The 23,494-nt window shown below is 45.3% G+C and carries 21 protein-coding genes; 6 read left to right on the top strand and 15 right to left on the bottom strand.

Annotated features, from left to right (window positions below; translation table 11 throughout):
• Positions 1 to 300 (bottom strand): hypothetical protein, encoded by a 300-nt coding sequence (locus tag Q9R46_RS01985; RefSeq protein ID WP_090918228.1) that lies wholly within the window; start codon positions 298 to 300, stop codon positions 1 to 3.
• Positions 301 to 475: 175 nt separating this feature from the next.
• On the opposite strand from Q9R46_RS01985, the gene ku reads away from it, so the two are divergent.
• The 5 genes from ku to ligD all read left to right on the top strand — a co-directional run bounded on the left by ku (position 476) and on the right by ligD (position 6,064).
• Positions 476 to 1,390 carry a non-homologous end joining protein Ku gene (ku, locus tag Q9R46_RS01980; RefSeq protein WP_311278763.1) on the top strand — a complete coding sequence of 305 codons (915 nt, stop codon included), beginning with the start codon at positions 476 to 478 and terminating at the stop codon, positions 1,388 to 1,390.
• A 530-nt stretch (positions 1,391 to 1,920) separates the two neighbouring features.
• A complete protein-coding gene (locus tag Q9R46_RS01975) occupies positions 1,921 to 2,787 on the top strand; it encodes a VOC family protein (protein WP_311278762.1) in 867 nt (288 codons plus the stop codon).
• Positions 2,788 to 3,032: 245 nt separating this feature from the next.
• Positions 3,033 to 4,130: a GerAB/ArcD/ProY family transporter gene (locus tag Q9R46_RS01970; RefSeq protein WP_311278761.1), complete on the top strand. Its 1,098-nt coding sequence runs from the start codon at positions 3,033 to 3,035 to the stop codon at positions 4,128 to 4,130.
• A 70-nt stretch (positions 4,131 to 4,200) separates the two neighbouring features.
• On the top strand, positions 4,201 to 5,160 hold the full coding sequence (locus Q9R46_RS01965) for an ATP-dependent DNA ligase (protein ID WP_311278760.1): 960 nt from the start codon (positions 4,201 to 4,203) through the stop codon (positions 5,158 to 5,160).
• A 13-nt stretch (positions 5,161 to 5,173) separates the two neighbouring features.
• A complete protein-coding gene (gene ligD, locus Q9R46_RS01960; RefSeq protein WP_311278759.1) occupies positions 5,174 to 6,064 on the top strand; it encodes a non-homologous end-joining DNA ligase in 891 nt (296 codons plus the stop codon).
• Positions 6,065 to 6,167: 103 nt separating this feature from the next.
• Here ligD and Q9R46_RS01955 read toward each other — a convergent pair whose 3' ends face one another.
• Positions 6,168 to 7,079 (bottom strand): YitT family protein, encoded by a 912-nt coding sequence (locus Q9R46_RS01955; RefSeq protein WP_145333276.1) that lies wholly within the window; start codon positions 7,077 to 7,079, stop codon positions 6,168 to 6,170.
• A gap of 352 nt (positions 7,080 to 7,431) precedes the next feature.
• Positions 7,432 to 8,871, bottom strand: coding sequence for a cardiolipin synthase (gene cls / locus Q9R46_RS01950; protein WP_145333275.1), 1,440 nt, complete (start codon positions 8,869 to 8,871; stop codon positions 7,432 to 7,434).
• 319 nt (positions 8,872 to 9,190) lie between these two features.
• Here cls and Q9R46_RS01945 point away from each other — a divergent pair, with 319 nt between their 5' ends.
• Complete coding sequence (locus Q9R46_RS01945) at positions 9,191 to 10,543, top strand: hemolysin family protein (RefSeq protein WP_311278758.1); 1,353 nt, start codon at positions 9,191 to 9,193, stop codon at positions 10,541 to 10,543.
• A 78-nt stretch (positions 10,544 to 10,621) separates the two neighbouring features.
• On the opposite strand, the gene Q9R46_RS01940 is transcribed toward Q9R46_RS01945, so the two are convergent.
• The 12 genes from Q9R46_RS01940 to Q9R46_RS01885 all read right to left on the bottom strand — a co-directional run bounded on the left by Q9R46_RS01940 (position 10,622) and on the right by Q9R46_RS01885 (position 23,468).
• On the bottom strand, positions 10,622 to 11,695 hold the full coding sequence (locus Q9R46_RS01940) for an AI-2E family transporter (RefSeq protein ID WP_311278757.1): 1,074 nt from the start codon (positions 11,693 to 11,695) through the stop codon (positions 10,622 to 10,624).
• Positions 11,696 to 11,825: 130 nt separating this feature from the next.
• Positions 11,826 to 12,617 carry an ABC transporter permease gene (locus Q9R46_RS01935; RefSeq protein ID WP_311278756.1) on the bottom strand — a complete coding sequence of 264 codons (792 nt, stop codon included), beginning with the start codon at positions 12,615 to 12,617 and terminating at the stop codon, positions 11,826 to 11,828.
• A complete protein-coding gene (locus tag Q9R46_RS01930) occupies positions 12,610 to 13,521 on the bottom strand; it encodes an ABC transporter ATP-binding protein (protein WP_311278755.1) in 912 nt (303 codons plus the stop codon). Before Q9R46_RS01930 ends, Q9R46_RS01935 begins: the two co-directional genes overlap by 8 nt.
• A gap of 574 nt (positions 13,522 to 14,095) precedes the next feature.
• Positions 14,096 to 14,608 (bottom strand): hypothetical protein, encoded by a 513-nt coding sequence (locus tag Q9R46_RS01925; protein WP_154982729.1) that lies wholly within the window; start codon positions 14,606 to 14,608, stop codon positions 14,096 to 14,098.
• Positions 14,609 to 14,704: 96 nt separating this feature from the next.
• The gene (locus Q9R46_RS01920; protein WP_154890829.1) at positions 14,705 to 15,259 is read right to left on the bottom strand and encodes a VanZ family protein; all 555 of its coding nucleotides are present in this window, start codon (positions 15,257 to 15,259) and stop codon (positions 14,705 to 14,707) included.
• Between the two features lie 31 nt (positions 15,260 to 15,290).
• Positions 15,291 to 16,208, bottom strand: coding sequence for an LCP family glycopolymer transferase (locus Q9R46_RS01915; RefSeq protein WP_154958543.1), 918 nt, complete (start codon positions 16,206 to 16,208; stop codon positions 15,291 to 15,293).
• A 41-nt stretch (positions 16,209 to 16,249) separates the two neighbouring features.
• On the bottom strand, positions 16,250 to 17,581 hold the full coding sequence (locus tag Q9R46_RS01910; protein ID WP_311278754.1) for a UDP-glucose dehydrogenase family protein: 1,332 nt from the start codon (positions 17,579 to 17,581) through the stop codon (positions 16,250 to 16,252).
• The gene (locus tag Q9R46_RS01905; RefSeq protein WP_311278753.1) at positions 17,578 to 18,966 is read right to left on the bottom strand and encodes a sugar phosphate nucleotidyltransferase; all 1,389 of its coding nucleotides are present in this window, start codon (positions 18,964 to 18,966) and stop codon (positions 17,578 to 17,580) included. Before Q9R46_RS01905 ends, Q9R46_RS01910 begins: the two co-directional genes overlap by 4 nt.
• 54 nt (positions 18,967 to 19,020) lie before the next feature.
• On the bottom strand, positions 19,021 to 20,022 hold the full coding sequence (locus Q9R46_RS01900) for a polysaccharide pyruvyl transferase family protein (protein WP_311278752.1): 1,002 nt from the start codon (positions 20,020 to 20,022) through the stop codon (positions 19,021 to 19,023).
• Entirely contained in the window at positions 19,988 to 21,373 is a 1,386-nt protein-coding gene (locus Q9R46_RS01895) for a lipopolysaccharide biosynthesis protein (RefSeq protein WP_311278751.1), read from the bottom strand. Before Q9R46_RS01895 ends, Q9R46_RS01900 begins: the two co-directional genes overlap by 35 nt.
• Positions 21,373 to 22,269 (bottom strand): glycosyltransferase, encoded by an 897-nt coding sequence (locus Q9R46_RS01890; RefSeq protein ID WP_311278750.1) that lies wholly within the window; start codon positions 22,267 to 22,269, stop codon positions 21,373 to 21,375. Before Q9R46_RS01890 ends, Q9R46_RS01895 begins: the two co-directional genes overlap by 1 nt.
• Complete coding sequence (locus Q9R46_RS01885; RefSeq protein ID WP_311278749.1) at positions 22,266 to 23,468, bottom strand: glycosyltransferase family 4 protein; 1,203 nt, start codon at positions 23,466 to 23,468, stop codon at positions 22,266 to 22,268. The genes Q9R46_RS01890 and Q9R46_RS01885 overlap by 4 nt, the downstream gene beginning before the upstream one ends.
• Between the last annotated feature and the right edge of the window lie 26 nt (positions 23,469 to 23,494).

Raw genomic sequence — 23,494 nt, 5'->3', positions numbered from 1 at the left:
CTATTCGTAGTCTCCTTCCGGGTCATCATTGTGATCCTCTTGCACAATCGTATCTGTCGTACTATCCCCAATATAACCGTTATCCTCTGTAACCTGACCGCCGCCTAAACCTTCATTCACCATACGATCGATATCCAGCATAAAAGATTCCCGATCAAGCGGCAGCTTCTCCGAAGTCACCGCTTCCCAATTCACATCTGCTGCCGGCGTATAAAACTCTTCTGCACTCTCGGCATCCTCCAGAGGATAGGGCGTAAACGTGTGCTTGTGCGCCTCTTCCTCATCTCGCCTGTTCTTCATCTGGCACCTCCCCATCATGTTTCTGTTATCATCCCCGACTCTTGCAGAACCATACAACATGCTGCATCCTCATCCGGAACTCCAATCCACCATAACAATCAAGGGTTTACGACTATCCCTTACAACAGCTGCCCATACTATTAACAAAAAAAGAAATTCGAAAGGAGTCGCTCTTATGCACACGGTCTGGAAAGGCGCGATCAGTTTTGGTCTGGTGCATGTCCCTGTCAAAATGTTCTCGGCTACCGAAGACAAAGATATCTCCATGCGTTACATTCATAACGTTTGCGGAAGCCCGCTCGCTTATGTACGTCAGTGCCCCTCCTGTGAGGTAGAAGTCAAATGGGAAGAGATTACCAAAGGGTATGAATATGAAAAGGGCAAATTTGTTCTCTTCGAAAAAGAAGAACTTGAGGCCTTAAATGAGTCCAGCAGCAAAACCATTACCATTCTGGATTTTGTGGATTTGACTGAAATTGACCCGATCTATTTTCAAAAAACGTATTACCTCTCTCCTGATCAGGCTGGTGGTAATGCCTATCAGCTTCTCATGAACGCCATGCGGGATACGGGGAAAATAGGCATTGCTAAAATCTCCATTCGCTCCAAAAGCAGTCTCGCCGCCATCCGTGTTCTGGAGGACTGTTTGTCGATGGAAACTATTTTTTACCCGGATGAGATCCGTCCCGTGTCACAGGTACCTAACCTCCCTGAAGTTCAAAATGTAAACGAAAAAGAACTCACGATGGCCAAACTGCTAATTGACCAGCTTTCGACTCCGTTTGAACCGGGTAAATATACGGACGATTATCGGGCAAAGCTACTCGACCTCATTCAACACAAGGTTGCTGGGGAGGAGATCAAGATTGCTCCAGCCAAACCGGAAGCTAATGTGATGGATCTTATGGCTGCCCTCCAAGCAAGTATCGAAGCCGTCAAGCCGATTCCTTCAGACCCTGGAACATCCACGGCTAAACCTAAAAAACGCGCTCCGCGCAAAACAACTGCCCAGGCTACTGCCGGAGGAGAAACCGATGCTCTCCCTGCTGCACCGAAACGCAAAAAAGCCCCAGCTAAACCAAAAGCGTAATCGTACTGGTGAAGTAGAATGGGTGTAAGGACTATTCGTTTTTATATCCCTAGCCTTGCATGTCATATGGGCTTGTATGTCCTATCGCGTCGTTTACTCTGTGACATATCTTCCCCCCTCATGGTCGAGGCCCCTGCTTGTGTCTAACGGACCGGACGTAATTGGGTCAACCTGATCCAAAGACTCCCGTATCGGTTCGTTAGCACGTGTTGGAGGCACTATGTATAATCATCCTCTTTATGACCACCATCGGCTTACCACTTTGATCCTTCCAGATCACATAGACCTCTCTGACCATACCGACGAAAGAATTTCGTCTAAGTTATTGACTAAAAACAGTAAACATTTTATATTAACTTATGAAAAGTAACTTATTTATATTTATAAAGTGATTTAATCCATTATCAAGTTAATATTGTTCAAAGCTCTTAGCTCTGCTTCGATATGCACCATGTTCCATTAAATGGTATTCGCACATTATAATTTTTGATTTGTTCACGATGAGAAACCACAATAAGGAGGAAATAACTATGAGTACTACTTATCAAATTCCGGCCACAACCCATCTAGGTGAAGTCAGTCTCAAAATTAGCAATCTGGATCGATCCATCCAGTTTTATACGGACGTTGTTGGCCTCACACTGCTGACACGCCAAGATCATATCGCCACAATGACAGCGGACGGAAAGAACGTCCTTCTTCGTCTTGAAGAAGTGAGCAACAGCATCACTTTGCCTGAGCGTTCCCACGCAGGCTTGTACCACTTTGCCATTCTGCTGCCTGACCGCAAGTCGCTTGGACTTGCCATTCGTAATCTGGTCGCATCCGGGATTGAGATTGGTCAAGGAGATCACCTGGTAAGCGAAGCTTTCTATATTTCAGACCCCGATCTGAACGGAATTGAGATTTACGCGGACCGTCCTCGTGATACTTGGAAACGGGATGCTGACAATAATTATGTCATGGCAAGCGATCCAGTGGATGTACAGAGCTTGTTTGATTTGTCGGCAAATCAGACTTGGGACGGTCTGCCAGCTGGCACTGTTATCGGTCATGTTCACTTCCACGTTCGCAGTCTGGAAGAAGCCCGCAGCTTCTACTCCGGTATTCTCGGATTCGATATTGTAGGCAACTTCGCCAACATGTCAGCACTGTTTGTGTCTGCCGGAGGGTACCATCACCATCTGGGGCTGAATATCTGGGCTGGTGTGAATGCTCCAATTAATCCTGCCAATGCTACGGGAATTGACTATTTCACCATTGTGTATGCCCGTAACCAAGAAGTTGAGCTGGCCGCTGAACGTTTACGCCAGGCAGGCGTTGAAGTACGCCGGGATGGTGATTCATGGTATGCGGCAGACCCTCAGAACATACGCATCCGCCTAATTGCAGAATAATAAAGCTAATTATTGTTTACTTTAGACTTAAGCCGTTGCCCTTCAATTGCTCAGATGTCTTGATTTTCCGCTTCCTTCTTATGACCAAACTTGTAATTGCAAAAAAAAGTCTGTCCCTGGTGCCTCCAAAGCTTCCTTAGGAGAACAAGCGGTCAGGCTTTTTTTAATATGTCACTGATAAAACCGCAAATATTGGTACATCCTAACCAGACTCAAACATTGCCAGACAAAGGAGAATTTATGGAATGATTGAAAAGGGACGTTTAACCGTCAGGCAGCTAGGTTCGCTGATGTTCCTTTGCACAATCGGTGAGCAGATCCTCTTTTTCCCAACGATGATCACCTCCTATGCTCAGCAAGATGCCTGGATTTCTTCCTTACTTGGCTTAGTGGGCGGAATAGTTATACTTCTGATCATGCTTGCTGTACATCGCTTGGATCCGCGTCTAAATTTGATTGAGCATGTGTTGCGTATATTGGGACCTTGGATCGGTGCGGTGATCAGCGTGTTCTATATTTTTTATTTTTTGATCAGTACGTCGACATTCATCCGGGAAATGGGAGATTTTTTGGCAACCGACATTCTAAGAAATTCACCGCTGTGGATACTGCATTTAACATTCATTATTGCGCTTGCTTGGGGACTGCGATCAGGGCTACCTAATATCGGCAGGTCGGCTGAAGTCCTGCTGCCTCTCGTTTTCCTGTTTTTGATTATTCTCACCCTATGCCTACTCCCCAAGGCAGAGCTCGACAATATAAAACCCATTCTTGGTCGGGGATTGCTTGATCCTTTCAAAGGCTTTATCGCTGTACTTACATATCCGTACTGTGAACTATGTATTTTCATGATGTTATTGCCTTACACGGAGCAGCGCTCTCATCTGAAAAGAGATTTTTTGCTCATGGGTATGATTGGCGGATTAATGCTAACGCTAATACTGAGTATGTGTTTGCTTATTATGGGGCCGTTTATGACACAGCATTATTGGTTCACGTCGTTTAATCTGTCCCGTTTGATTAACATCGGCAACTTTTTGCAACGGATTGAAGCGATCATGGCTTCCGTATGGGTTATCGCTGTATTTTTCAAAAGTGTGCTCTTTTTTTACGGCTTTGTGCTTGGGCTTGCTCACCTGTTTCGCTTGTCCAGCTATCGGAATCTAATCTTGCCGGCAGCATTCCTTATTTTATCGTGCTCGATCCTGATCGCTCCAAATGAAACATTTTATCTGAAAGTGGTCATCCCCTACTGGATTGACTGGGATTTAACCTGCGGTATTTTTCTCCCGTTGCTGCTAATTCTGATCCACCATTTAAAGCATAAGCTACAAAAACATTAACGCCTTCCACGCATTCTATATATAATCCTGATATAAGGCTGTGTGGCTGGCTTAAGGAAAGGAGTAACACATGATCAAACCTGTTATTCCGTTTGAACCTGTATCCCGAGATACTTTACCCACAGGCTCCGAGTGGATAGCCCAGATCAAATGGGATGGTGTTCGCATGCTCGCCTATGAGAACGGGCAAGAGTTACGGCTGGTCAATCGCAGGTTACATGACCGGACGACCCAGTATCCAGAACTAGTAGGGCCGCGCAATCTATGCGAGGGCAACTCTTACATTTTGGACGGTGAGATCATCGCGCTCGATCCGGACACAGGACGTCCCTCCTTTTATCATGTCCTTCGCCGGGATCGCATGAGCAAGCCGGATAACATTGCTCAAGCTAAACAGCAGATACCGATAACTTATATGGTTTTTGACATTCTATATTACGATGGAAAGTGGGTCACAGATCTCACACTATCCGCTCGTCAGCAGTTACTTCACCAAGTGTTACATACCAGCAATCATGTTCAGGAAGTAACTAACTCCACGGATGCATCTACTTTGCTAAGCGTTATGAGACAACATCAGATGGAAGGCATCGTCTGCAAGGATCTCACCAGCACCTACGGGATCGGTAGCAAGGACTCACGCTGGCAGAAGGTGAAGATCATGCATGACCTGTACGCCATGATCGGGGGCGTCACGTATCGCGATGGGATCGTCAACGCCGTTGCAATTGGCGTATATGACGGGCCTCATTTTATCTATATTGGTCATGTAGGAACAGGAAAGTTGAACATTAATCGCTGGCGGGAACTCACTTCACAGATGCAACCACTTATCATAAAGGATAGGCCGTTCCATAACATTCCTGAGCGTAGCGCAGAGACAACTTGGGTACAACCAAAGATTGGACTTAAGGTGCAGTATATGGAACTGACGCATCATCGCACACTGAGACATCCTAGCATCCAAACCTTTGCAGAAGTGACACGGGAGGACTGCCCGGCGAGTCAGTTGCGGCATGAATTTCGGTAAAAGGAGGTGCACAATGCCACACAAAATCAAAGGCTCTATCATGATTGAGGGCGTAGAACTTACGGTTACGAATCCAGATAAGCTGTTATGGCCAGAAGCAGGGATAACCAAAGCCATCTATCTGCAAAAGCTGGCTGCCCTGGCCCCATATCTGTTAACCTACACACGTAACCGTTTGTTAACAACCATTCGATACCCTCATGGCGCTGGCGATACGTTCTTTTATCAGAAAAATGCTCCGGAGCCCGTGCCTGATTTCGTTCATACACAGGATCATGAAGGTATACGGTATATTGTCATGAACGGGCTACCTGAACTTCTCTGGTTAGGAAATTTGGCCGCACTTGAATTCCATCCTTCACTTCATGCGATCCACAGTACCCTACCCTGTGAATGGATGATTGATCTCGACCCTTCGATGGAGCACGAGCCGCGGATCATGCAGGCCGCCTTGATTGTTGGTGAAACATTGTCCTCCCTCGGATTGCAATCCGTTCCCAAGACCTCTGGCGCCACAGGTGTTCAAATTATTGTGCCGATTACTCCGGGTGTAACATTCGATGAACTGCGCGATATCGGTCATTTTGTAGGTAAATATGTCACGCAAAAACATCCTGATTTGTTTACACTGGAACGGCTCAAAAAAGATCGGGGCGATCGAATTTACTTTGATTATCTCCAGCATTATGGCGGCAAAACATTGGCTGCTCCCTATACCCCTCGCGCCAAGCCACAGGGAACCGTCTCCACTCCCCTGACTTGGGATGAGGTCCGTCGTGATGTCTCTATTCAGGATTATCACCTCATGAATATTATTGAACGTCTGACAACCGTTGGCGACCTGATTGCAAACGTGCCACCGCAGCCTATGGAGCTGATTCTGAAACATTTGAAGAAAAAATAGCCGATACCCTATAATTCAGGATATCGGCTATTTGCATAGTAGAAAAATATTTCTTCCTCTAGTTGTTTAATAACCCTTGTGTCATATCTAGCAGAAAGTTTCGCTAATGGATGCCTTTTTTCTTGAAGCGTCCGCCCTTCACATCGTGAATGTTACCGATAGCCACAAAAGCTTGCGGATCCCAGTCCTCAACAATGGACTTCAGCTTGGCTTCTTCCAGACGAGTGATGACAACAAAAATGATCTTTTTCTCATCCCCGCTGAATCCGCCTTCTCCGTCCAGATACGTTACACCACGTCCGAGACGATCTGTCAAAGCGGAACCGATATCGCGATACTTCTCACTGATGATCCAGACCGACTTGGACTGATCCAGTCCTTCATTCACGATATCAATCATCTTCATGGCAATATAATAGGCAATCATCGAGTACAAAGCGTTCGGCCAGCCGAATACGAATCCAGCACCCGCGAAAATAAATACGTTAATAATCAATACGATCTGTCCCACAGACAGCGGTGATTTCTCGCTAAACAGAATAGCAACGATCTCTGTACCGTCCAGCGAACCACCTGAACGAATAACGAGACCTACCCCCACACCCAGGATCAATCCGCCGAATACAGCGCCCAGAAGTGGTTCACCGGGTGTTAGTGCCGGAACTTTGTGCAGCAGGGACGTGCCGATAGACATCACGACGATCCCCAGCAAAGTAGATAACGCAAAGGTCTTACCGATCTGCTTGTAACCAAGGATTAGAAAAGGCATATTGAGCAAAGTCAGAAATATCCCCAGCGGCAGATGTGTAAGCTCTGAAACCATAATCGAGATCCCCGTGATACCGCCGTCGATGACGCCGTTTGGCACGAGGAATACTTCAAGCGATACGGCCATGAGCACAGCACCGATCAGGATCATTACAATACGTTGCAGAAATTTCAGCGTAAACACCGAGCTTTTGACGCCGCGGTCGGCTTGCTTGGCCGTTAATTCTTTCACCGTTACATTGGACATGGTATCCCCCCCGTAAAATCAGAATGTGAATCCATTTTATATATCCATTAAATCACTCCACGGGGAAGCTCCATGTAGAAAACGAGCCAAACTGTATTCTTCATGTACTTTAACCCAACATCAAACGGGCATCTAAAGGCGATATAAAATAGATTCAAGATGTACTGCTTGCCGGATCACACTTCCAAAAGAGAGCAAAAGGGAGCCTGTTTCCCCAGACTCCCCTCCTTCGTCACGACATGATTTATATAACTATTATATCATAAAAGATCAAATTGGAGCAAAATACTTAGCAAAAAGAAGATAAATTCAAATAAAGTGAATTTATCTTCAGAAATCTGCCCTAAATCGGCTAAAGAAGCGGAGAAAGCATGCGAGAAAGCATTTCTGCCCCTTTTTGCAGACGTGAGCGGTGTTGGAATTCGAAGGTATCTATCTGGCTGCACTCCTCTAGGTCACGTTCAAAATCATGCATCAGACGATGAATTGCAGAGCTTTCAAACAATACAGCGGTCAATTCAAAATTATAAAAGAAACTGCGCATATCCATGTTGGCCGTCCCTACTGTCGCCAGCAGTTCATCAACAATCATTACTTTGGCATGTACAAAACCTTTGCGGTATTGATAAAATTTCACACCGGCCCGTAGCAACTCTTCAACATAAGAAAGAGATGCCAGATGCACTAACCGTGAATCGGACTGATACGGAATAACAATTCGCACATCTACTCCACTGACCGCAGCAGTCTTGAGAGCCTCGTAAAGAGCTGGATCAGGAATGAAATACGGTGTTGTAATATATATCCGTTCACAGGCTACTGAAATCGCCCCAAAACACATCTCCTGAATGGCGTCCCAATCTTGATCAGGTCCGCTCCCTAGAATCTGAATCCGTTCTCCGCCGCTGCAAATATGAGGTGGAAACAACTCTCCAAGCTGCGGCTCCATAATCCGTTTTCCGGAGGCCAGCTTCCAGTCGTTAAGAAACGTGCTTTGCAGGAAATAGACAGCATCTCCTTCAATCTGCACATGGGTGTCTCGCCAAAATCCGACCTCCGGGTATTGACCCAGATAGTCATCTCCAACGTTAATACCGCCAACAAAACCAACCTTCCCGTCCACAACTACAATTTTACGGTGGTTTCGGTAATTGACTCTGCGATCAATCGTAGCAATAAGCGGTGGCAGAAAAAAGTGAAACTCAACACCCGCATCCTGAAGCTTGCGGATAAAACTCCAGCTCAGGTTATGACTGCCAAGCCCATCGCAGATAAACCTGACTTTAACTCCCTCCTGGGCTTTACGAATCATCATCTGTTGAAAGCGAGTACCGATCACATCATCTCTGAAAATATAGAACTCGACATGCAGATGGTGCTTCGCCTTTTCCATCTCTCTCAGCATAGCCGCAAAAGCCTCTTCCCCATTGGTCAGCACTTTACTCCGGTTACATCCCGTAATCGGGCTCTCGGACAAATGCGATAACAAATTAAATAAACGGTGCTGGTGATTATATCGATCCCCTGGCATTTGGGAAACCTCTTCTATAATGTGCGCCTGTTTCCAGATTGTTTCGCGCATCTCCCTGAAGATGCGCGACCCACCCTTTCGCAGTTTTTTGCGTTTACTATAGTCCTGGGCCACGAAATAATACACAACAAATCCGATTAAGGGCACGCAAAACAAGATGAACAGCCAAGCCACTGCTTTGGCCGGATTGCGAAACTCCAGCACGAGAATCGTAGCCGCTTGAAAGATAAAAACAAGTAAAATAACGACCAGCCAGAACATGCGGCCTCCCCCTTAATACATACGCTCTAATATTTTTATGATCAGTTTTGTAAAATTCCGTTATCTCGCTTACTAGCTTTGCCTTGCTTCATTCTAACCAGCTTTGACGATATTGTTCCCAGTTAATCATAGATACCCAATGTAGACCACATTCGTAACGAATACTTAGATAAAACTTTACATAACCTAACTTCAACACTGTTTTGCATAACTCCCTTTCCAGACTCTTCCTCTTTTCTTCCGGCAAAGGTGGTCTTCTTACGTAAAATTAGATATAATACTCGTTAAAACTTATTACATAAAAGGAGAAGAGTAGTGAATGGACAGTGAGAGGTATGCGTTAAATTTGGTTTTGGTTGCGGTATTGATAGGGTTATCGGCATTTTTTGTGGCAGTGGAATTCGCTCTGGTACGAATTCGTCCGAGCCGAATTGATCAAATGATTGCAGAAGGGAACAAACGTGCACTCGCTGTAAAACAGGCTGTTGCAAATCTGGACGGATACCTGTCTGCTTGTCAGCTCGGGATTACGATTACGTCTCTCGGTCTGGGCTGGCTCGGTGAACCTACAGTAGAGAAAATCCTGCACCCGGTGTTTGAGAGCATGAGCATTCCAGACGCACTCGCTTCATTCTTGTCATTTGTCATTGCCTTTGTCGCGATCACGTATTTACACGTTGTTGTGGGTGAGCTTGCACCCAAAACGATAGCGATCCGTAAAGCCGAGACTGTCGCCCTGCTGACGTCCGGTCCTATCATCTGGTTTAACCGAGTGATGTATCCTTTTATCTGGCTGTTAAACGGCTCTGCGAACCAACTGGTCAAATTGTTTGGCATCAAGCCTGCTTCAGAACATGAGGAAGCGCACTCCGAAGAAGAGCTCCAGATCATTATTAATGAGAGCTTTGAGAGCGGGAAAATCAATCAGGCGGAATTTGGGTATGTTAGCCGAATTTTTGCATTTGATGAGATGTTAGCCAAAGAGATCATGGTTCCCCGGACTGATATGGTCTGCCTTTATCTAAATAAAACGAACGAGGAAAATCTCGAAATTATTCGTGAAGAGCAATACACCCGTTTTCCAGTCGTTAATGAGAGCAAAGACGATATTATCGGTATCATTAATACGAAACAATTTTTCTTGGAACTGTATGGTAATGATGAACCTGTCGACCTGTCTTCCCTCATTCAGCCCGTTTCGGCTGTTCATGAGACAACTCCGGTTAAAGATTTGCTCAAAAAAATGCAGAAGGATGGCGTGCATATTGCTGTTCTCGTCGATGAGTATGGGGGTACTTCGGGTATAGTAACGATCGAAGACGTACTCGAGCAGATTGTTGGTGAGATTCGCGATGAGTTCGATGCAGACGAAGAAGAAGAAATTCAGATTGTGAATGAGCATTATATCATCATGGATGGTAAGGTTTCGCTGTCCAAGGTCAACGATATGTTCACGGCTTCGCTTGATGCGGACGAGTGGGATACGGTTGGTGGATGGCTATACAGCCACCGTCCGGAGATGAACGAACAGGAAGAGTATGAATATGAGAACCTGACCTTTGTCCTGCTGGAAAAAGATAAAAATCGCTTCTACAAGGTCGCGATCGTCCCGAAAGAACCACTGAACATGTCAGACTACACCGATGAAGATGAGAAAGAAACAAACGTTTGATTAAAAGGTCTGTCCTCCGTCACTTCTGACGAGGACAGACCTTTTCTCTATACTGACAGGTGAAGCATCCCAAACTCATCAGGAATCTGCTCGATCTTCAACAATCCGGTTCTGGATTTTCCTAAATATAATCTTAAGTATCATGTATAGCGGAATGATAATAATCATTCCTAGAATGTTACCCAGGTCGGCTCCAACGAGCAGCAGGATCACCGTAGTCAACGGATGGATATCGAGCTGCTTGCCATAGACATACGGGGAGATCAGATTATCCTGAATTTGCTGTGCAACAACGATAATGATCAGAGACCAGAGCGCCATGGAAGGCGAGTCGATAAAAGCAACGATCACAACAGGAATTGCAGCCAGCAATGCTCCCACATAAGGGATGAAGTTAAGAATAATGGATACAACTGTCAACAACAATGCATAAGGCAAGCCAATGATAAGGAAGCCAATAAACATAAGAATACCTAGCGCAACATTAACGATAACCCGGCCCACAATATAATTGCTCAGAGCTTCATCAATTTCATGAACCGTTTCTTCGCCGTCTTTCCGATAATGTCTCGGCAATAACAGCGTCAAGTTGGTTCCAAATTTGTTGCCTTCCTTGAGCATGTAATAGAGCATAATCGGAAATGTTGCCAAAATAATGACCAGGTTGGACACGACGGAAAACAGACCAGAGACATAATCCGTAACCTGCGTAATCCCCTGACTTAAATACTCGGACAATCTGGTAAACAAGTCCGAATTCTCAGGCAGGTAACGGGCAAGAAAACGATTGTTTTCCAGTGCTTTAATCTGCTCTACAAGAGATGAAACAAGCTTAGGTGTATTTTCAATAAAATTCCATAACTGCTCCCGCAGGGAAGGCCACACGAGAACGCTGAATCCTGCAATGAGGAGTCCCACAGCCACATAAATAATCAGGACAGACAGTGCCCTTTTTATTTTGTGCCGTTCCATGAAGTCCACGAGCGGACGCAACAGATAGTAGAAAAAACCTGCGATCAGGAGCGGGATAATAATGATATGAACCAGCGAAGTAAGAGGGCGGAAAATAAAGTTGACTTTATCCCCCAAATACACGATCAGCAACAGTAAAATAATTGCCGTGCATATGCGGTAAAATTTGTTGTTAATCAAGAAACATGATCCCTCCATGCGCTGCCCTGCCAAAGTGACTGCGACGATAATATGATTCTAACATTACAATACCAGTATGTACCCTGAATAGACAGCTATGCCTCACGATAACACAAAAAAGAGGCAGGAATTAACCTGCCACATCTCTTTTGTTGAACACAACCCATGATATCGTCATAAAGATGACGTAGTATACAGCGAGAACGGCCAAGGAGAACCCCAGAGTCATCCCATCACTCGGACCATTGATTAAACCCATATCGGATGAAGCGTTCATATATTTGCTCAGATCCATATTGTTGAACAAAACGTATTTGGCCCATTCATATCGATCCGGATTGAAGATTAGCGAAAAAATGTTTTGTGTGAACATAATGAACAGAGACAGACCAATCGCAAGCGCACCCGAACGAAATACAGACGATACCATAAATGCAATTGCGAGTGTAATAAACAGATCGATATACAGATATCCCCATCTCGTAAACGCATTGGCTGCCATTATACTGCTCTCTACCGGAGCATCATGAGAGAACAGAACATACGAGCTGAGCATCGCCATACCAATGACCAGTAAAGTGCTCAATATACTGAAGCCGACTACAGTCAGATATTTGGAAGCTAGAATCTTGCTGCGTGACCACGGACGGATCAACAGCAGTTTAATGGTTCCCCATGTAAACTCACCCGCGACCGATTCCGCCGCAATGACCACACAAAAAATCGTATTCAGGAAAAATGCGATCTGAACCGTTGTAACCGCTGGCTGCCAATAAAAAGCGTCACTCGACCCCATACCTTCCCTCATTAACACGGGCATTAACAACGAGATTAGGGCAAGAATAGCTAACATAACCCAGGTACGCACACGTCGGAATACCTTCATATTTTCATTCAGCAACAGATTGCCGAAACTACCCAATGCCGCCACCTCCAGTCACTTGCAAGAATTGATCTTCCAGCGTCCGAGTCACGTTGCGAATGCCGTAAACCTGTACGCCTTCACGAACCAGTTTGGCATTAATTTCAGGAATCTGTTCCCTTGAGAGAGACAGCACGATAACATTCCCCTGAATGGCTACCTCGCCCTCCAGCAGCTGAATAGCACGTTCCGCATCATTCACTTCAAATGCAACTTCGATTAAAGCATCTGAACCTTGCTCATCTCGCAAATTGCGAACATCAATCAGTTTACCGTTCTGAATGATAGCCACGGTGTCACACATCAATTCCATCTCGGACAAGAGGTGACTTGATACGAAAACTGTAATTCCCTCTTCACGGGTGAGAAGACGCAGATAGTCTCTAAGCTCCCTTATGCCTTGTGGGTCGAGACCATTCGTTGGCTCATCCAGAACTAACAGCTTAGGTCTATGTAATATAGCCTGCGCGACACCAAGGCGCTGACGCATACCCAAAGAATAGGTTTTAACTTTGTCGTGAATACGAGCTGTCAGGCCTACACGTTCAATGGTCTCCGCAATACGTTCCTTGGTAACACCAGGTGACATGCGGGCAAAATGCACCAGATTCTGATACCCGGTCAGAAACTTGTACATTTCCGGATTTTCTACGATCGCTCCCACCTGGGCTATTGCCTGTTCAAACTCATTCTTCACACTGTGTCCGGAGATCAAGATATCTCCTTTACTAATGGACATCAAACCTACCATCATTCGAATGGTTGTTGTTTTCCCCGCGCCATTCGGTCCTAAAAAACCAAAAACCTGCCCCGGAGAAATATCCAGGGTCAGGTCGCTGACCAATGATCGGGAGGAAATGATTTTACTGACGCCTTGAAGTCGGACGACCGGCTCCTGCTGCATTCAATCCTCTCCTTCATGGACGGACTTATTTCATGCCCGTTTCTCATATGAGCATAGTGTATCATAATCTTTAGTATATTGTCCTGCAAACTGGGACTTACCTTCTCGTTTTGACTCAACTATACACGCCTCACAGCATCCAAGTGGCATTTCACTCCGGTAAAACCCAGTACGAAACACGTGATTGCCTCCATTGCCCTCTGGCTTCTGGGCGGCGTCTCTAGCGACCGACACAATCATCCCACAACTGACACAGTAAAAGCGGCCCGTTTCATTCAATGGAATACCTTCCCCTCACAGGGAGTCTCTAGTCCCTGTTATTTGTCGTTAGACGCTGAAAATTGATACATTTTGTATCCTAATTCGTAATTTACTTGACACCGGGACTATTGTCAAGCTTTTTAAGCATGGATTTAGGTTGAAAATTCAAAAAAACGCTATAAATGCGACAAAAGTCTCGCATTTATAGCGCTTGATCAAGGACTAATGATACAAAACGGTATACTCAACCTCCATTTACATTACATCATATGTAATATTTATTTCTCATCCTGATATTGTATCCTATCATGCATCACGATGAAGTTTCAGTGTTGTGTTTCCTATCATCCGGATAGTACCATAACAGCGTCCACTGCTTACCATCCTGTACAAGGTAACAGATCTGCACAAGATCAAACTTCCCAAAGGTTCCGGAATACGTTTGTATAACTTTGATTTTGTATGCTTCGGGAAAGGGCTTCACGCCCTGAATGATCTCCACATCAAACTCCCGCTCTGGCGGCTCCATCTCCAGTTCAAACGTCTGCACACCAAAATGCTGCATAAAAATGTGAGCTCTATTCTGCACATAGGCACTCTTCGGAAATCGCTCTTTCATTAAAGGATGAAAAAGCTCCCAGGAGCTTCCGAAGTCACCCGTTTGCTCGTATTTGTAAAACTCTTCTGCCACAGCAGCAGCCTCTGTAGGCGCATCTGCACGAAACAGTGCAGGTACACTCCTAATAATCAGCCACAGCAAAAGCACTACAAATAAAATAAGCCCACTTTTTTTGAACAGTGCATTACGGTTTCTTCTTCTTAGCATCATTCAGCCCCCTTGTCCTGCCTACCCCACATATGTATGATGGTTTGCAAACAAGTAGAAGCTATGCCTGGACTACACACTGCATTTCCTGGGAAATCAATGATGTCTCCTACCCAGCAAAGCTCGAATTCCTGTATAAACCGCGATGCCACAACTTCCGCCAATCAAGTCTACACCGACATCCCAGATTGAACTCGTACGATTGGGGCTGAACTGTTGGATATACTCGTCAATGGACGCAATTACTGCCACGAACATCAGTGCCACCGTAATACAAGTTATGACTCTCACCCGTTTGTAACGCAGACTGCCATAGATTAATACTGCGAGTACAGCGTAGATTAATAGATGTGCAGTCTTGCGAAAGAGGAATTCTACAAAAGCATAAGGTCTTTCTCTTAGTGAATACTCGTGCCCATTATAAAACAGGTGCACATCGGGCAGTGTAACCCCGATGTGCACCTGTTTGGTCAAACGTTGAAGCCATGGCTGAATATTTTGCTGTTGATAGGATTGGGAAGACATCAGCCAGATTATCGCAATCCAGACCCCTGCCAGCATTAGCCAAAACAACATTTTATACGAACGATTCTTGCGTTGATATTTCTGTTTTCTTGTTTCTCTTCCCTCCGCATTCAGCAATGTTTTCACCACTTTCCTTGCTGTTTCACGGACGTTGCCCTTACTGTTCTAGGTGCTGCGTCAGTAATCCGTGAATGCGCTCCTTTTCCTCTTGACCTACAATAAAATAATAAATACCGTTGATCTTCTCGCCTTTTCCCTTGATCTCAACTGTATCGATTTCTTCCAGGTCGCTACGATAATCCAGAAGCAGTTCTTTCATCTCATCAAATGTCAGATCTGTTCTGACATGTGTACCCAGCTCATCTAACATATTCTGAAGGTGTAGCACACTGGAGAATTGCATCGTATTTTTGAGCATCTGCTTCAGGACCTCTCGCTGACGATCATTCCTTCCCAAGTCGCCCTTCGGATCATCATAACGCATTCTGGAGAATCCGAGAGCAGCAACACCATCCAGATGAATATTGCCCTGCTCATAACGTTTACCCTCATAGTCAAAGGCAAACGGGTTGTTTACATCCACACCACCAACAAGATCAATGATTTTGGAGAACCCCTCCATATCTACTTTCATATAATAGTGAATGGGAATTCCTAAAAATTGTTCAACTGTTGCAAGAGACATATCCACGCCCCCAAAAGCATAAGCGTGATTGATTTTGTCTTCGGTGTTGCGTCCTACAATTTCCGTTCGTGTATCTCGCGGAATATTAAACATCAGCACTTTCTTTTTCCCTGGATTCACACTTAGAACAATCATCGTATCTGAACGTCCTCGATCATTCTGGCGTTCATCCACCCCCAGGATCAAGGCATTAAAGGGCTCTTTGCGATTGAGTTCAACCTGGAGTCCGCCCTTCGCATCGGTTACCGAAACAGGCTTTACGGGGTTACGAGGCTCATAAATCTGATCAGCGGTTGATTTAACCGATTGATAGAGATAGATCGCATAACCAAATACAACGATGATCAAAAGGGAAACGATCCAAGCCGTCCATTTCATCCACTTTTTCATGGGGATCTTCCTCACTCATATTGTTGATATTCACTGGCAGATTAGATAATTGCTGTTGCTTTCCCTTCCACCTTCACGAGACCTGGACGTCCGACAGAATAATAGTGGAAGGTAGATGCTTGAATCTGCTCCGCACTATACACATTACGACCATCGATCATCACAGGCTCCTTCATCGTTTGGGCTAAGGTGGTCAGATCAACCTGGGCAAATTCTTTCCATTCTGTCAGCACACATAGCGCATCCGCGTCTTGAGCAGCATGAAGCGGGCTATCCTCCCACGAAATCGAGGCAATGTCGATCTCTTTACGGAAGTTAGCCGTTGCAATCGGATCGTAGGCTCTGACCGATGCTCCAGCATCAATAAGATGTTGAACAATATCAATGGCTGGTGCGTCTCGCACATCATCGGTATCCGGTTTAAACGCCAGTCCCCAGATAGCAATTGTTTTGCCCGCGAGTGACCCCAGCGCTTCCTCCAGCTTGTAGATCACTTGCATGCGTTGGTCCTGATTGACCTGCACTACAGATTTCAACAGTCTGAAATCATAATCTACCATACCTGCAATCTGGATCAGCGCCTGTGTATCTTTAGGAAAACAAGAGCCGCCATAACCGATCCCTGCCTTCAAAAAAGCAGACCCGATGCGTTTATCGTACCCCATGCCTTCTGCAACACGTGTAACATCCGCCCCAACTTTCTCACAAATATTCGAAATTTCATTAATAAATGATATTTTGGTTGCCAGAAATGCATTGGATGCGTATTTAATCATCTCCGCTGAGCGGATATCTGTAATAATCAGATTACTTGTTAAGGGCCGATGAAGTTTCTTTAACGTCTGGATGGCCCGATCACTGCTCGTGCCGATGACAATCCGGTCGGGGTTAAGCGTATCCTTGATAGCGGAGCCTTCTCGCAAAAACTCGGGAACAGAGGCCACGTCAAATGGCTGGGAGGATATGCTGCGAATCAGATCGCGGATGCGGTCATTGGTGCCTACAGGAACCGTGCTTTTGGTCACGATGATTTTGTAGCTCTCGAGATGGGTGCCGATCTCCATAGCCACTTGCTCTACATAACTTAAATTCGCCTCACCGTTTGGTAGAGAAGGTGTGCCTACGGCTATAAAGACAATATCTGACTGGTGTATCGCTTCACCGATATTTGAAGTAAAAGAAAGTTTGCCTGCTTGCATATTGGAAATCATCAACTCTTTAAGACCAGGTTCGTAGATCGGAACGATGCCCTCATTCAGCATTTGTACCTTTTCCTCATTGTTGTCTACACAGATCACCTGGTTGCCAATCTCCGAAAAACAAACCCCTGATACCAGTCCCACATAACCTGTTCCAATCACCGCAATATTCATCTTGTTTTCCCCCAATTCACGCAATTTTGGATTATATCTTCCCATTCCATCTCAACGCGAACGATGTCCTCTTCCACCAGTTCACTGCCCATCTGCACCTCAATAATTTCAAGTTCGGTCAACGCTTTGACACTGTGCTTCCCCCCTGCCGGAATCACAATGACATCTCCTTGCTGAAGCGGTCTGAGCTCGCCGTCCATAATGAACTCACCTTGTCCTGAGACAACGGTCCATACCTCATTTCGTTTGAGATGGTACTGGTACGAAAAGTTTTTATGGGGCTCGATGATAATGCGTTTGGTTAATACTTCTTCGCCTTTTTTATTGCGTGTGTAGTCAAGAACTCGGTAACAGCCCCAACGACGTTCTTCATACATAGGGCGCTCTGCGCTGTCTTTCAACACTTCTTTGATCTGAGGACTCGCCTCTTTTTCACTGACCAGAATGCCATCAGGACTTGTTGCCACGATCAGGTTGGATACGCCCAGCACACAGACCGGAATGTTTAATTCATTAATCAGATGTGTGTTCACCGTGCTGTTCGTCATGACACCTTTGCCGACAATATTGGTACTCATCTCGTCTGTCAGCGTGTTCCATGTGCCCAGGTCTTTCCAATACCCCTCGTAAGGTGTAACCACAATATGCCGAGCCTTCTCCACCACCTGATAATCAAAGCTGATTTTCTGCAATCTTCCGTATTGTTTCAGCATTTCTTCATACTGGATAGGCAGTTCAAGCGAGATGAGCAGATTGATCAAATAATTGAGTTTGAATGCAAAAACCCCGCAATTCCAAAGGGCAGATTGTTCGATCATCTCTGCCGCTTCAGCTTCACGGGGTTTCTCTTGAAAACGGGATACTTTGGCGTAACGTTGTTCTTCTTTAGTTTCGGACCGTTCTGGAATGATGTAACCATACTTTTCCGAAGGATACGTGGGTTTCACGCCAATTAACGCAAGCTCTGCACCGGAGTCATCCAGCACGTCCTCCAGCTCTGTTACTTTATAAAAGAAGGACTCCTCCACATAGGGATCAACCGGAAGCATGGCTACCGTTTCATTTAAGCTGGCTCCCTGCACCGAGTACAAATATACGGCTGCCAAGGCGATTGCGGGAAAGGTGTCTCTTCGTTCAGGCTCCACCACCAGATCGACTTCATACCCCAACTGACTTCGCAAAATCTCCACCTGCGGTTTACTTGTTGCAATCGTGGCTTGCCCGCTCAGCCCCGTATGCTGCAATTGCCTCCATACGCGCTGTACCATCGATTCCGTCTGTCCGTCCTCACCTTCAAGCACCTTCAGGAATTGCTTGGATCTCGTGTCGTTGGACAAAGGCCATAACCGCTTACCTGATCCACCGGAGAGAAGTACGATTCTCAATGCAACCACTCCACTCTATATATTTTAAGATGATGCGGGACGACTTTTCGTCCGTTACACCGTTGCCGTTGATTCCATATACTTGGGCACGGGTGGAGCACTCGCCTTGGAAGAGGAGTCCATATTGGCAGTGTTCACTTCATGTGTCCATATCCGGTAATATCCCGAATTCTTCCCATAAGAGTTATCAATCAATAGGTTAGGCTTCGCCATCAGACAAGACAGGATGTGACCATGTAATCTGGATGTGTGAATCATGCGATAATCCGAAAAGCAGCGTACCGCCTTATTTACAAGGTAGTCACTATATTTCATCCATATGAATTGGGAGATCGTTCGTGAAGCGGGTTTCTTCAACCCTTTACTGATATAGTAGATTAGCTTTCGCTCGTATTTGTTATACAAGGTGGGCCAATCCAGGTAATCTCCGTGCTGCTCTATGGAATTCAAAGATTGTTGAGTTGCTGTCTGTTCGATATCTGTTCTAAAAAAATTCAATCTCTCTTTACGAGGGTTACGCTGGACCTCCATCGGCCATAATTGGTGCGCCATATCAGGAACTAAGTTCACCTTACAGTTGGTGAAATGATCCGAGGCAATTTGAAACGATATCTCATCGCGAACATAGATATGCAGATCTGTATGCTGAGCAAAAACAGATGCAGTTCTTTGAAGAATAGCTTGATCCTTATAAAATATCGTCTGAGGAAGAATCACGATTCGATGATGCGGGTAATGCTGAACGATACGTTCCCTTAAAGATTGATGGGCTTCGTATAAATCACCGAAATTCCCGCCGCCATGAAGAACAATAATATGATCGCGCGGAATTTCGACTTGGCCATGAAAGTCATGGACACTGTATCGTTGAGACACATGAATCTGATGGTCTTTGAAAAAAGCCTCTGTTCCTTTCATAATAAGGAGATCACCACAATTGCTGTGAACGGGATAATCAATGTAATAGATCTTGGAACGCGGGGGCACAACTTCAAGGATCGATTCAAGTCGTTTTTTCAACTCATCCATCGGATGAATCTTTTGCACGTTTGACATCTCTTCCGGCTCCTTTAAATACATTTTTTTCTCTCCATTTTTGCTTGAGGAAGGCCATATCTTCCTTGTTATATAACATCTTGTGCATCGGCATTTTGAATATAATCGAAACGGATATTAAGGACATCAGCATACGGACGAAGGAACCAAGCAACAACGCCAGCCCTAAACCGTATAATCCGAACATCGGCGTAAGCACAAAAAACAACGTAATCGTCACAGCAAGTGCAATGACCTGCCGAAGCACGATAACGCCTGGTCTCCCGAGCGCATTAAAAGCCGAAGCCAGAATCCATGATCCACCGCCAACAATACACTCCAGAGATAACAGATAGAACACACCGCTGGCCTCAAGAAATTCCGGGCCAAACAACAAGCCAATAAAAAAACGACCAATCAGCATACTCGGTATGATGATGATCGTCATAAGTACCATACTAATGCGAAAAGCTCTGCCAACAAGAGACAACACCTGTTGCTGCTCCATGCCGGCGACCTTCGGAAAAATCACATTGGTGATTGCCGTCTGCACAACATTAAACATGCGTGACAGGGCAAACACAACGGAATATAACCCGAAATCTTTGGGCGTCAGTAGAGCCAAAATAATAATTTTATCAAACTGGCTATACAACGTGCCCAGCAACTCTACCCCATATACACGAAGGCCATAGCTGAATAGATGAATCCCTGTTCGAATCTGAGCCACCAGCTTGCTGACGGAGCTGAATATTTGCTGACGCATCGCAATCATGTAACAGGTCAACACTAGTACAGTGCTGGCAAAACTGATAATAATGGCTCTTTCCACGGTTAATACCTGCGCTACCCACAGTAGTACCAACCCTGCAAGATTTAATAAAGGAGCCAGCAAGCGCGACAGATTGTAAATATGGAACTTGTCGGTTCCTTGTGCTGCTGCTGCAAGCACACCCATGAACAGCATCACTGGAACCATGGATACGGTATACCACCGTGCAATGGTAATGACGGATTCGGAATATCCGGATAGCCAGACAGGGATACCAAACCAACTGATCACCCCGGCGATGATACTGATCGGAATCTGAACGGCAAAACTCATGCTGATATAGACAGCGAGTTGCTGACTGCTTTTTTTGACGTTGTAAATTAACGAGGTCGGCAGACCAAATGCGGCCAGACCCGAAATAAATGCAGGCCAGAATAAAACGGCAGCGAGCTCCCCCTTCCCCGTCGCTCCGAACATACGGGCTGTAATAATCGAGGTTAGCGTGGTCACAGCCATAATGAGAATATTCGCCATGCTTGTCATGACGATGGTCTGAATAATGCTTCGCTGCCTTGGTTTTCGGGCAATCGCCATGTTCATCAGGTGTTCAGCCCTCTGCCATTTCGGAAAGATCCCACAATCGTGCCGTTCCGATAAGATATTTTGACTAATTGGCTCATGACCTTCTGTACATTATTCATACATAACAACATCATCAGACCTGCTTGTGCAATTCGAACAATATGTTTGAACACACCCCAGCCGCTCTTGTTGTAACGTGTTGCATCACTGATTCCCTGCCAATACATTCGTCGCAAGAGCCAGCGTTTATTTAACCTGCTTTTGGAGATTTTATGCTGCACTGATCCATATGGCGTATAAAATATGTCGTATTTCTCTCGAATTCTGCTAATGAGTTCGCTCTCTTCGCTCGAAAGCAGATTATTTCCTACGCGTCCCAAGTCTTCGCGAAACGGCTCAATGGAATCAAACACGCTTTTTCGAAAAGACACATTTGCGCCAAAGGGGAAATAAGGCGGTTTCATCTCGGTAACCTGGTCTGAAAAGTCCATCAACGTATACAGGCCAATAATCTCATCCGGAATCCATTCCGGCTTGCCACCTTCCCAGATCGGATCAATCCTCCCGCCCACACAGCCAATACGCTCATCCCGTTCGAACACATGAATGACTTCACGAATCCATGAAGAAGAGGCTAACGCATCATCGTCCAGAAACATGATAAATTCTCCTTGCGCTTCTCGTATGCCACGGTTCCTGGCATAAGATAGACCAAGCTTACTCTCAAAGATGTAGCGGACGTGATTAGGCCAATCGGCATTCTGAAATAATTCCCTGGTGTTATCTTTGGAGTTATTATCGATAACCAGTACTTCAAATTCAATATCTTGATCCTCTTGAGCCAGAACACTATGGACAGCTTCAACGGTGTCCTCGGCTCTGTTATGTGTACAAATGACTACCGATGCTCTCATAATTCCACCTCAATGCTTTGTTTTCGTTTCATTCTTCCGGCATGGATTCCACTGTGTTTCAAGTAGTCTTCATAGCTTTCCAAATAAGTAAGAGACATCTTCTTCCAATCATTTCGAAGAGCAACCTCTCTGGATGCCTTGCCCATCTCGTTCAGATGGGATTTATCCTGCATTAACGTGTTAAGAATGACTGCCAGCCCATCTACATTATTAGCATCTTGCAAAATAACACCGGGAGGGATGCTTTCATGATCGTTCTTGATCATTTCAGTTACGCCTGACTCCTCCGTGATCACAACAGGAAGTCCTGAGGCAAGGGCCTCCAACACGACCAAACTGCAAGCTTCATAACGCGAGGGGAAAATAAATAGATCCACATTGCGCATGAGATACCCCATATCTTTCCGATAGCCCAGAAAATGGACCCGATCTTCTATGTTTAAGTCTTTAGCCATTTGAGGATAAATACTTCGATCTGTAGCTCCCGCTACAACAAGTTCTAATCCGGGTACAGACACCATCGACTTCAATACCGTATCCAGATTTTTTCTCGGGCTGCTAATATCACCTGCAAATAAACCTACGACTCGGCCGGAGTTAATATCCATTCTGCTCTTCTCTCCAACATTACTGGGGTAAAATTCATGCACATCCACTCCATTATGAATGACCTGAACCTTATCCGGATTCGTCCCTAATTGAATCAATTCACGCTTTACTTTCTCGGAAACCGCAATGATTCTACCACTTTTGCGAAAGGCGAATCGTTCCAGATACGCATTCACCAGCGTGTACAGACCGAAATACCATCGTTTCCAGGAACGGTGTACACGGAAGCTATGTACGGGGGATTTTATCCATGTACTGTGCACAAAGTGAACCGCATTGATGTCCCCTCTAGCCCAGGTGATAAAACCATTGACCATGACAAGATCAACTTGCTTTGTTTTTCTTAATTTGCGAATATGAGTGGCACTGTTCCAGGCAAACATCTGGTATCGTAACAACTGGGGTAACCTCAGCGAAGGAAAAACTTTAATCCATGTAGCTCCCTCATATTCAAGAAGTTCCGGCTCCACCTCATTGGAAATCATAACAACTTCATGACCTTGTCTTAGGGTTTCAATTGCAATCTCATAATTAACTCTGCCCTGACCCTCTCCTTTGACTACCCTGTGAGTAACGATACATATTTTCATCCTTAATCCTCCCCGTTAGGACATGA

Source organism: Paenibacillus sp. RRE4, assembly GCF_031844205.1.
Lineage (GTDB): Bacteria > Bacillota > Bacilli > Paenibacillales > Paenibacillaceae > Paenibacillus > Paenibacillus xylanexedens_B.
The sequence above is the reverse complement of the archived record's forward strand: the minus strand, read 5'-3'. Positions and strand labels throughout refer to the sequence as shown.